6 protein-coding genes are annotated in these 8557 nt (G+C 39.0%); 4 read left to right on the top strand and 2 right to left on the bottom strand.

Annotation, left to right across the window (positions count from 1 at the left end; all coding sequences use genetic code 11):
- Positions 1-87 precede the first annotated feature (87 nt).
- The gene (locus IQ242_RS10425; RefSeq protein ID WP_193959918.1) at positions 88-921 is read right to left on the bottom strand and encodes a hypothetical protein; all 834 of its coding nucleotides are present in this window, start codon (positions 919-921) and stop codon (positions 88-90) included.
- Between the two features lie 460 nt (positions 922-1381).
- Between IQ242_RS10425 and bchL the strand changes: the two genes are divergently transcribed.
- From bchL to IQ242_RS10405, 4 genes are all read left to right on the top strand, one after another.
- The gene (bchL, locus tag IQ242_RS10420; RefSeq protein ID WP_002735653.1) at positions 1382-2251 is read left to right on the top strand and encodes a ferredoxin:protochlorophyllide reductase (ATP-dependent) iron-sulfur ATP-binding protein; all 870 of its coding nucleotides are present in this window, start codon (positions 1382-1384) and stop codon (positions 2249-2251) included.
- Between the two features lie 377 nt (positions 2252-2628).
- Positions 2629-4029: a ferredoxin:protochlorophyllide reductase (ATP-dependent) subunit N gene (locus IQ242_RS10415; RefSeq protein WP_002759156.1), complete on the top strand. Its 1401-nt coding sequence runs from the start codon at positions 2629-2631 to the stop codon at positions 4027-4029.
- Positions 4030-4301: 272 nt separating this feature from the next.
- Positions 4302-5105: a nucleoside phosphorylase gene (locus IQ242_RS10410; RefSeq protein ID WP_193959917.1), complete on the top strand. Its 804-nt coding sequence runs from the start codon at positions 4302-4304 to the stop codon at positions 5103-5105.
- Positions 5106-5438: 333 nt separating this feature from the next.
- Positions 5439-5816 carry a hypothetical protein gene (locus IQ242_RS10405; RefSeq protein WP_193959916.1) on the top strand — a complete coding sequence of 126 codons (378 nt, stop codon included), beginning with the start codon at positions 5439-5441 and terminating at the stop codon, positions 5814-5816.
- 194 nt (positions 5817-6010) lie between these two features.
- Here IQ242_RS10405 and IQ242_RS10400 read toward each other — a convergent pair.
- Positions 6011-8557: CHAT domain-containing protein (locus tag IQ242_RS10400; RefSeq protein ID WP_193959915.1), on the bottom strand; the 2547-nt coding region annotated here is incomplete at its 5' end.

Below are 8557 nucleotides of genomic sequence, written 5' to 3'. Positions count from 1 at the left end.
ATATAAACTAACACGGTCACTAATAGGAAACCGAGAAAAAGAGACTTTAAATAGCTAGAATTTGAGCGCATTTACTTAGATTAACACTTACTCTTGAGTTAAGTTTAACTTTTCGGCAATCATTGCCAGGATTTTTTCTTCCCTTTTTCCGTTGCTGATAGATTCCAATAACCGGCAATTGAGGATAATTTTTTCCCCGTTGGATAAGGTTAAAATAATCCGTCGGTAATTAGACCCCAAAAAGCCTTTGTACTCTTCTACTTTTGCCTCAACAATTCTCTCTAGAAGATAATCACTTTCACTTCTAAAAGTTAAATGTTGTCGCCTACGGGTTAGGGTAGCGGTACCCTGATTAAAGACATAACTCTCCCAATAGCTGACATCATAAAGTAATAACAGACCTGACAATAAGCATAACATACCCCAGAGATAATAGGGATAATTATGGTGGTGTTCTAGCAGTGCTGACAAGGTATCTAGGGGACTTTTTGCAATAATTTCCTGAGTTTGATGTATATTCACAAAACTCTCAAATCGGGTTTTAAAATCACTAGCTGACTGCACATCCCGAAAATTCTCGATGTAGAGATGGTTATTTCTTCCGACCAATAAAACCGTGTTATTAACAGTTTTTTTCTGCTCAACACTGATAAAAACTTCCTGATAGACAGCCGTAGCTTTAATGTGAGTTAAAGAAAAATTTTCCCGACTAGAAACAGGAAAATTATACTCTTGGACATATTGACAATCTATCCTTTTTGTGTCTAACCGAATGCAGTCGAGATATGCGCGCTGGAAAGAAACCACATAGGCTAAAAAGAGCAAGGGAAACCCAGCGAGAAAAAACGCCAGAAAAGGACGATATTTAGGAGCTTTATTCTCTAATAAGAGTGTAGTCAGCGTTTTTTGCTTAACTCGCATGGGAAACCCTAGAGGTACTTTGTTCTAATTGTACTACAGATTTTTTCGGCATCCTTCTCAGGATCGATTTATTTAATCTGCTGACTGGGAAAATTGTAATGATTATTCACGAAAATCTGACATCGGTCTCTAGACTGCCTCTATCTTGACCTTTTTTGTCCCGGTTTGGCACGGTAAAACCCTGTTTATCGAGTTTTTGTAAAGCTTTGGCGGTTTTTTGTTTATTGTTTGTATTTATATTAAATATAGAAATAAAACTGTTTTTATAAGTTTTTGCAGATTTCAGAAACTCTATAAGCTCTAAGAAATTATTTATCTAGTTTTTACGATTTTATTCTCACTATAGCTATAGCAGATAAAAATTGAGCCTCTTGCCAAGGAGTGGGGAGATGGTCAATAATTGCGATCGAAGCACTGATAAACAAACTCACCATTCAAGCGTACATTTAGGAGAACTTCCATGCCTTTAACACTCGCAGTCTACGGAAAAGGTGGCATCGGTAAATCGACAACAAGCTGTAATATTTCGGCTGCTTTAGCCAAAAGAGGCAAAAAAGTCCTACAAATAGGCTGTGACCCCAAGCATGATAGCACTTTCACCCTGACAGGCTTTCTTATTCCCACAATCATTGATACCCTACAAGAAAAAGATTTTCACTACGAAGACATCTGGCCAGAAGACGTTATCTATGAAGGTTACGGTGGTGTCAAATGCGTGGAAGCGGGGGGACCCCCGGCCGGTGCCGGTTGTGGCGGTTACGTCGTCGGGGAAACGGTGAAATTATTAAAAGAATTGAACGCTTTTGATGAATTTGACGTGATTTTGTTCGATGTTTTGGGGGATGTGGTCTGTGGAGGATTTGCCGCACCCTTAAATTACGCCGATTACTGCATAATTGTCACAGATAACGGCTTTGACGCTCTTTTTGCCGCCAATCGCATCGCCGCTTCCGTCCGTGAAAAAGCGCGCACCCATCCCCTGCGACTAGCCGGATTAATTGGTAATCGCACCTCAAAACGCGATTTAATTAATAAATATGTGGATCATGTTCCCATGCCAGTGTTAGAAGTTTTACCCTTAATTGAAGATATTCGCGTCTCCAGAGTTAAAGGTCAAACTCTCTTTGAAATGGCCGACAAGGATCCGATGTTAAGTTACGTTTGTGACTATTATCTCAACATTGCCGATCAGATTTTAGCCAAACCAGAAGGAGTTATTCCCAAAGAATCTGCCGACCGGGAATTATTCACTTTATTATCGGATTTCTATCTTAATGCCGATAAACCGAAAGTTAACGCCGAGGCGGAATTAGACCTGATGATGGTTTAGATTATTTTGTAGGGTGGGTTAGGGACAGCGTAACCCACCAATAACCACCAATAAACTCTTTTTCTGGGTGGGTTACGGCGAATAATTAACTTATTAGTTAATAGCCTAACTTATCGTCGCCTAACCCACCCTACCCACGGGCCCACCACCCAACTCGATGCAGCTTTAGAACCTAAGTTATCAGTATGTATGTATTTCTTTTGTCAGCTTAATTCCGATGGGGACAAACTGGTAGAAGTCTGAGGATTGAATTTTGATCCGTCAGAAGAAGAAACTAGAAATTTTTAATCCATCAGAAGATAGTAAACTACAAAAGATTAGAGAACAGATAAAACGAGAAAACCTAAATAAACCAAGTTAAAGGAGAACCTAAAAACATGACTGCCACTCAAGAACCGAGCGCTTTACAATTTGATTGTGAAACCGGCAACTATCACACCTTTTGTCCGATTAGCTGTGTTGCTTGGTTATACCAAAAAATCGAAGATAGTTTCTTCCTTGTTATCGGCACAAAAACCTGTGGTTACTTCCTGCAAAATGCTATGGGGGTGATGATTTTCGCCGAACCGCGTTATGCTATGGCTGAATTAGAAGAAGGGGATATTTCCGCTCAACTAAAAGACTACGAAGAACTAAAACGCCTCTGCTTACAAATTAAACGAGATAGAAACCCTAGCGTTATCGTTTTTATCGGTACTTGTACCACCGAAATCATCAAAATGGACTTAGAAGGATTAGCACCGAAACTAGAGTCAGAAATCGGTATTCCTATCGTGACAGCGCGCGCTAATGGTTTAGATTATGCCTTTACTCAAGGTGAAGATACCGTCCTCGCTGCCATGGTGCATAAATGTCCCGAAAAAGTTAAGCACGAAGATGAAAAAGAAGAACGGAATGCCATCCAAAAACTCTTAACTTTTGGACGGAAAAAAGAAGAAATTAAACAGGAAGAATCGGAATATAAAGACCATCCTCCTTTAGTTTTATTTGGTTCTGTTCCCGACCCGATTGTGACTAATTTAACCCTAGAATTGAAAAAACAAGGAGTTAAAATAGATGGTTGGTTGCCAGCCAAACGCTTTACCGAATTACCGGTAATTGAAGAAGGTTATTATGTCGCTGGTGTCAATCCTTTTCTATCACGAACTGCCACCACTTTAATGCGTCGTCGTAAGTGTAAATTAATTGGCGCACCCTTTCCCATCGGTCCGGATGGAACCCGCGCTTGGATAGAAAAAATCTGTTCGGTTTTGGGAGTACAACCGCAGGGATTAGAAGAAAGAGAGGCAAAAATTTGGGAAAGTTTAGAGGATTATCTGCAACTTGTGCGCGGTAAATCGGTCTTCTTTATGGGGGATAATTTACTAGAAATTTCTCTGGCACGTTTCCTAATTCGTTGCGGGATGACTTGTGATGAAATCGGTATTCCTTACATGGATAAACGCTACCAAGCGGCCGAATTAGCATTACTAGAAAAAACCTGTAATGATATGGGTGTTCCCATCCCGAAAATTATCGAAAAACCTGATAACTACAATCAGATTCAGCGCATTTACGAGTTAAAACCTGATTTAGTGATTACAGGAATGGCCCATGCAAATCCCTTAGAAGCGCGGGGAATTAACACTAAATGGTCGGTAGAATTTACATTTGCTCAAATCCACGGTTTTACCAATGCGCGAGATATTTTAGAGTTAGCTACTCGTCCCCTGCGTCGCAACAATAACCTCAAGGAATTGGGTTGGGATAAGTTAGTTAAAGAGTCTGCAAAAGTGTAAATTTGTTGTCAAAAGTGTACAATTCTTAGGTAAGGAAAATCAATTCCGGTTCTTCGTTACTTGGTATGGTTCGATAGGGGGGCATAAATCGACTAAACCCTTATCTGGCAAGAGACTTAATTGATTAGTTCGCTCTAGAGCAAAAACAATTGACAAAAATCGCTAAATGCCTTTCTATATAAGGGTTCCATCCCTTATAACCCCCGTCCATTGCATAACAAAAACCGAAGAGCCTCAATTCCTTACCTTTTTTCAGTATTTAGTTCACTTCAATGTCCAATAACTTATCTCACCAAAAACCCTATCATCTCAACTTTAGCAGTGAGGATTTAGGCACAGTAAAACCGACTATCACCCTATTATCGGGGGAACCAGAACGCTCGCGCTATATTGCTGAAACTTATTTACAAAATGCACGTTTACTATCGGATTATCGCGGATTAAATAGTTATCTTGGCTACCTAGATAATTCTACCCCAATTCTTCTGGCTACCAGTGGCATGGGTGCGCCATCTTTGAGTATTGTGGTTAATGAATTAATACAGGTGGGAATTAAAACTATTATTCGTATCGGTACTTGTGGCGCAATTCAAAATAGAATAAAAATTGGTGATATTATTATCTCGCAAGCGGCTTTATGTAGGCAAGGTGCAGCTAATGATATTGCTCCTCCGGAATATCCCGCAGTGGCGGATCCTTTTTTGACAGTTGCTCTAGTCAAATCGGCTCAATTTTTGGGAGTAAATTATCATGTCGGTATTACCGCTTCTGTGGATAGTTTTTATGAAGGACAGGAAAGAATCCTGTCGTCTGCTAACCCTTATCTTCAGCGCCATTTAGAGGGAATTACGGAAGAATATCGACGTTTAAATATTCTCAATTATGAAATGGAAGCGGGAACTTTATTGAAAATGGCGGGGGTTTATGGATTTACTGCCGCTTGTATTTGTGCTGTGATTGCCGAAAGAAGCAAAGAGGAAGGGATTAGTTTAGAAAGCAAACAACAGGCTATCGAAAAAGCGATTCAGGTGGCAATATTGACCGTTAGCAACCTCTCCCTATCCTCAATTGATTAATGTTCAGAAATCATTTTCATTAAGACTTCCTCTTTTTCCTGACTTTGGGGATAACAGGAGATAAGTTTAGCGCGTAATTCTTGGGACAAAATAATTTATCGCCTTGTCTAAGTATGGTATATTAATTTGCTCAAAAAAGTGTATTTTGTTGCGAATATGTAATGATTTTTGACAAAAGTAAATTCTCACCCCAAAAAATTCGCTTCTTCTTAGTCTTCTAAGCTAATCTTGATGGGATTAACTTGCCATCGGTAAAGTCAAAACCGTTAGCGACGAGACGATTATAAGGTGAGATAATGGGAAAAAATTGGTTTTAGCTTTAAGGATGGTATTATGTCAGACGCAACGCAGTTAACACCGGAAAAAATTGCTCAGTACCGTATTGAATTTGCGGACAATGAGAACGCTTTAATTGCACTTGATGTTATTGAGGAATGGGAGGGAGATTTAGCAGATGCTGCTGAGTCTATTGCCACTCGTAACGGGATTGAAGGGGTAGAAGATAATGCTGATTTTCGTTGGTTTGTTATTGTTCTTAATAAATGTCGTGATTCTATTTGTCAACCGAAGTTGCGAGAAAAATATTTACCCGCACTTATCCCTACTTTAACAGGTATTATTGTAGGATATTTGATGTGTCCTCCGCAAGTCGCGGGAATTTTATCTGCTATAGTTGCTGTTTATATTCATACCAAATTTCTAAATCCATGACAGACATCCACGCTCGAATGCTTGCCAAACCTTCATTCGTTGTGACGCGAATAAAGAAAAATGGTATCAGGATCAAGGACTGGATAAATTTTGTCAAAATTATCCTGATTCTTAAATCAAAGTGATCCCCCCCAACCCACCTTAAAAAGGGGGGAGAATACCTCAACTTAATTGTATTCTCAAGGAACAATAGATTAAATCCCTGTAGCGATAAATGCTGTCCAATAATAGGGATTGGCAAAGGGATAGGGTTCACGTTTAACCGCAGCTTCTAATAAGTCTTGGAATTTTCTTCTATCCCGTTTACTCTCAAAGACTCGATCGAGTAATTGCTGGAATTTTTGACTATTTTTAATTCTGGCTAATTTTTTACTGTTCAATGTTCTTAACCAAGTTTGAGTATGATTTAAAACAATAGCGATACTTCCTTCATCTCGGATAGAAATCCGTTTAAGATCGTGATAAAATTTAGCCATAAATAACGTGGTTGCTAGGGGATCTACTGTCCAAAGGGTGCTAACAACACTAGAACTACCTGCAAATAGAAAACCACTGGGTAAACCCACATATTCATCACTAATACTATCAGCTTTACTTTCTATTATACCACTTTCACAAGCAGAAAAAGTGACTAAACGACATTCTCTTAAGTCAAATTTTTCAAAGACTTCTGCTAGGGTTAGGTTAGCTAATTCTCCTAAGTTACCATCTGGATCTGCCAACATTAAAGCGGAATCTCTAGGGGATTCATTATCAAATTTACCATGACAGGAAAAGTGAATACAATGAGATGCTTGTAACTCTTGACGACGATTTTCTAGGGTTTGTTCTGATGCTTCTAATTCCCCAATAATAATGGTTTTTTCTGCAGCAAATCCTTGACTAATTCTCTCGATTTCTAGATTTGCACCTAAGAGAGGTTTTAGGTCTTTTCTGGTGGGGTTTTTAATGGCAAAAAGACGAGTAAAGTTTTCTCGCTGTGATAATTTTACCAGTTTTAAAAGTTGGCAACTGGGAACGTATCCTACACCTTTAGTAAAGCGTTGATAGAGAAATTGTCCATTTTTTAGGGGTAAACAATGAAGGGGAATAATATGTAAAAACCAATGGGGAATTAGGATGAGACGAGAGCAAGATTTAGGAATCAGTTCTAAAACTTCATCAATCTGGAGAATTTCTGATAGTTCATTTAAACAAGAATTAAGATTATTAATCCACTCTGTTTTATTATTTTCGTATGCTTCACGATAATTTTCAATAAAATTAATCAATTTGTCTCGAACTGTTGTTGAAGATTGCCAAATTTTAACCCCTTTTACCTCACTCTCATTCAAATCCAAATTCCCCCCTTTTGAAGGGGGGTTAGGGGGGATCAAACCTTCAGCAGTAACAATAAACGCCATAATTCTATCCCCTGCAATATACCATTCTAAAATGACGGTTTGTTCATCGATCAAGGATTGAATCTCACTTAAGGTAATGGTTTGAACCTTTTGAGTTAAGCTAAAAGCGCGATCTATGGGGGTTATTTCACGGTCAATGAGTTGATTTAATTCTTGTTTTAACTGATTGAGGTGAGTATAGTCATTTAAGATGGGTTGTCTTTGTTGATCTAGGGTTAAAATTTCTCCCCGATTGCGGGTTTGTTCTTGGATGGCTAACTGTTGTTCTTCCCCAATAATGGCACGACGGAGGCGATCTAATTCGGTAATAATAGTTTGGGGGATATTACCTTTAGGATAGATATCTCGATCAGTAAGCAATTGGACTAGATAGCGGGTTTTGCTGCGTTCAACGTATTCTAAGGCGCGATCTGGTTGATTGAGGTTGAGATAGGATTGAACTATGCCATGATAAACATCCATTGCATCGGAGAGAATTTCCTGTTGTCGTTGGGGGTTTAAGGCTTCGAGTCGGATATTTTCTACTGCTTCGATGGCTAAGTTGTAGCCTTTGATGGCGGTTTCCAAGTCTTCGATCAGGTTAGCAGTATCTCCTAAGTTTCGTCCTGTTTGTAAGCAATCTATGGGGAAAGCAGTCGGGGTTCTTACTTCTAAAGACAGGTTATAAGCTGCGATCGCCATCTCTAGATTATCTGCCCTTTCCCCTCTGATGCGATCACTATAAGCAGTCCCCAAATTATTTTGTGTCGTTGCCCATTCATAAGGAAAGCTATCACGGGTATATACTTCTAATGACAGGTTATAAGCAACAATAGCTAACTCTAAATTTTCTACCCTTTCCCCTCTGATACGATTACTATAAGCATTGCCCAGATTATTTTGTGTCATTGCCCATTCAGAAGGAAAGCTATCACGGGTATATACTTCTAATGACAGGTTATAAGCAACAATAGCTAACTCTAAATTTTCTGCCCTTTCCCCTCTGATGCGCTTATTATAAGCATTCCCCAGATTATTTTGTGTTCCTGCCCATTCATAATGAAAGCTATCACAGGTATATACTTCTAATGACAGGTTATAAGCAACAATAGCTAACTCTAAATTTTCTGCCTTTTCCCCTCTGATACGATCACTATAAGCATTGCCCAGATTATTTTGTGTCATTGCCCATTGTTCAGGAAAGCTATCACGAGTATATACTTCTAATGACTGGTTATAAGCAACAATAGCTAACTCTAAATTTTCTGCTTTTTCCCCTCTGATGCGATTACTATAAGCAACCCCCAGATTATTTTGTGTCATTGCCCATTCAGAAGGAAAGCTATCACGGGTATATAC

It is taken from the genome of Microcystis sp. LEGE 08355, assembly GCF_015207185.1.
Lineage (GTDB): Bacteria > Cyanobacteriota > Cyanobacteriia > Cyanobacteriales > Microcystaceae > Microcystis > Microcystis panniformis.
The sequence above is the reverse complement of the archived record's forward strand: the minus strand, read 5'-3'. Positions and strand labels throughout refer to the sequence as shown.